Origin of the sequence: Vibrio sp. 10N.222.48.A3 (genome assembly GCF_041475345.1) — a bacterium.
GTDB classification, from domain to species: Bacteria; Pseudomonadota; Gammaproteobacteria; order Enterobacterales; family Vibrionaceae; genus Vibrio; species Vibrio tasmaniensis_A.
This window is the reverse complement of record NZ_JBFRVX010001184.1, coordinates 1-2,729: the sequence shown is the minus strand read 5'-3', so window position 1 is coordinate 2,729 and position 2,729 is coordinate 1. Positions and strand designations below refer to the sequence as shown.

General features: G+C 45.6%; 3 protein-coding genes. All 3 read left to right on the top strand.

Annotated features, from left to right (window positions below; translation table 11 throughout):
* The first annotated feature begins 106 nt into the window (after positions 1 to 106).
* Positions 107 to 1,294: a glycine betaine/L-proline ABC transporter ATP-binding protein ProV gene (gene proV / locus AB4653_RS24840; protein WP_009846455.1), complete on the top strand. Its 1,188-nt coding sequence runs from the start codon at positions 107 to 109 to the stop codon at positions 1,292 to 1,294.
* Between the two features lie 3 nt (positions 1,295 to 1,297).
* Positions 1,298 to 2,392, top strand: coding sequence for a glycine betaine/L-proline ABC transporter permease ProW (proW, locus tag AB4653_RS24835; protein ID WP_009846456.1), 1,095 nt, complete (start codon positions 1,298 to 1,300; stop codon positions 2,390 to 2,392).
* The coding region (locus tag AB4653_RS24830; RefSeq protein WP_372105562.1) for a glycine betaine ABC transporter substrate-binding protein at positions 2,385 to 2,729 on the top strand (345 nt) is incomplete at its 3' end. The genes proW and AB4653_RS24830, both read left to right, overlap by 8 nt.

The window sequence follows — 2,729 nt, the reverse complement described above, 5'->3', positions numbered from 1 at the left end:
GAGTGCTAATCGTTTTTCGGGTTTAAATAACCGTTTTTAAGTTTAAATAATCGGTTTTGAGTTTAAATAACTATTAGTTTAGATAACTAAGAAAGGATTAGATTACATGGATCCCATACTGGAAGTTAAGGGACTGTACAAGGTGTTTGGTGAAGATACCGACCGTGCTTTTACAATGATTAATGAAGGCGCGAACAAAGATAAAGTTTTCGAAGAAACAGGGTTAACGATCGGCGTTAACGATGTTTCTCTTAGCATTCAAGAAGGCGAGATTTTCGTCATAATGGGACTGTCAGGATCTGGCAAATCAACCCTAGTACGCCTTCTTAACCGCTTGATTGAACCTACCAAAGGTAATGTGCTTCTTCGAGGCAAAGACATTGCCCACACCTCAGAAGATGAGCTCCGCGAAGTCCGTCGCAACAACATCTCCATGGTTTTCCAAAACTTCGCATTGATGCCTCACATGACAGTGATTGAAAACGCCGCGTTTGGTCTTGAACTAGCGGGTGTTGAAGTCGATAAGAGAAAACAGTCAGCATTTGAAGCGTTGGAACGAGTCGGTCTCGGGCCGTATTCAGAATCTTACCCTGATGAATTGTCTGGCGGTATGAAGCAGCGTGTTGGTTTGGCTCGTGCTCTAGCATGTGACCCTGATATTCTGTTAATGGACGAAGCGTTTTCTGCACTCGATCCTTTGATTCGTACTGAAATGCAAGATGAGCTTATTCGCCTTCAAAATGACGATAAACGAACCATTGTTTTCATCTCCCATGATTTGGATGAAGCGATGCGAATCGGTGACCGTATTGCCATTATGCAAAACGGTGAGGTGGTTCAAGTGGGTACCCCAGACGAAATTCTTAACAACCCAGCGAACGATTATGTCGAAGCTTTCTTCCGCGGTGTGAATGTAGCAAGTGTTCTTACGGTGAAAGACATTGCACGTAAGAAGCCAGCTGCGGTATTTAAAAAATCAGAACATGACGGCCCAGCGTCCGCTCTACAAATCTTGATGGATAACGACCGTGAATACGGCATTGTTGTTGAGAAAAGCAGTCGTTACTCCGGCATTGTCTCTGTTGATTCCCTTCGTAAAGCACACAAAGAGAACAAATCACTCGTCAGTGCGCAGCTCGATGATGGCCTAACGCTGAACCCTGATTTACCAATCAACGATGTGCTTGGCCTTGTTGGCGGTGTGCCTTACTCCGTTCCTGTTGTGGATGAGCAAGGTAATTACTTTGGCGTGGTAACTAAGTCACGACTGTTACAAACATTGGATAAGGGGTAGATCATGTCGTCTGAACAAACAAATAATGACCCATGGTCTCAATCAGCTCCAGCAGCTCAGCCATCAAGTGATCCTTGGGGTCAAGCAGCTGATACCTCACCATCAGCAGATTGGTTAAGCAGCGAAACAGTCGAAACGACACCTTTTGATCCACTTAACCCTTTTGCAGAAGCAGTTTTGCCCGTCGACACTTGGGTAGAGTCTGGACTGAATTGGTTAGTTGAGCACGGACGTCCATTGTTTCAAGCAATCCGTGTGCCTATCGATTTTATTCTAAGTTCATTTGAAACGGCGTTGGTGTCGACACCTGCACCATTCATGTTGATCATCTTGTTTTTAGTTGCATGGCAGTTTTCAAACCTGAAGCTTGGTTTGGCTACAGCCGTTTCTTTGACTTTTATTGGTTTGATTGGCGCTTGGTCTGAAGCGATGACCACGCTTTCACTGGTCATGACATCGGTATTCTTCTGTCTGCTGATCGGCTTACCCATGGGGATATGGCTCGCCCGCAGCAATACCGCGGCTAAATTCGTACGCCCAATTCTCGACGCCATGCAAACGACGCCAGCCTTCGTTTATCTTGTACCCATCGTAATGTTGTTTGGTATCGGTAACGTTCCGGGTGTGGTGGTGACGATCATATTCGCACTTCCTCCTGTTGTACGTTTGACTATCTTGGGTATTCAGCAAGTACCGGAAGAGTTGATCGAAGCGGGTCACTCATTCGGCGCCAGCAAAAAGCAGATGCTTTACCGAATTCAACTACCACTTGCACTGCCAACCATCATGGCGGGCGTGAACCAAACACTGATGCTGTCGCTATCGATGGTGGTTATCGCATCAATGATCGCAGTAGGTGGATTAGGTCAAATGGTACTGAGAGGTATTGGCCGACTGGATATGGGATTGGCCGCTGTTGGTGGCCTAGGCATTGTTATTCTTGCAATCCTACTTGACCGCATTACCCAAGTTCTTGGGGTAAATGCAGGTAATACAAAATTACGCTGGTATCACATGGGGCCTGTTTCCCTTGTGCTAAAAGCTTTAAATCGCGGTAAACAATCAGAACTACAACTAAGGAAAAACACCAATGAATAATTCATGGAAGAGTAAGCTAGCCGTTAGCATCGTTTCGACACTGGCTGTATCAACGAACGTGTGGGCTGCAAGCTTACCGGGTGAAGGTGTATCAGTTCAGCCCGTTCAATCTTCAGTTGCTGAAGAAACGTTCCAAACACTGATTGTTAACCGTGCTTTAGAAGAGCTTGGTTACGATGTGAAATCAACGCAAGAAGTGGACTATAACGTAGCTTACACTTCTATCGCAAAAGGTGACGCAACGTTCCTAACAGTAGGTTGGTTCCCACTACACGCTGACAAATACAAAATGGCGGGTGGCGATGACAAATTCTACCGTGAAGGCCAGTATGTAAGT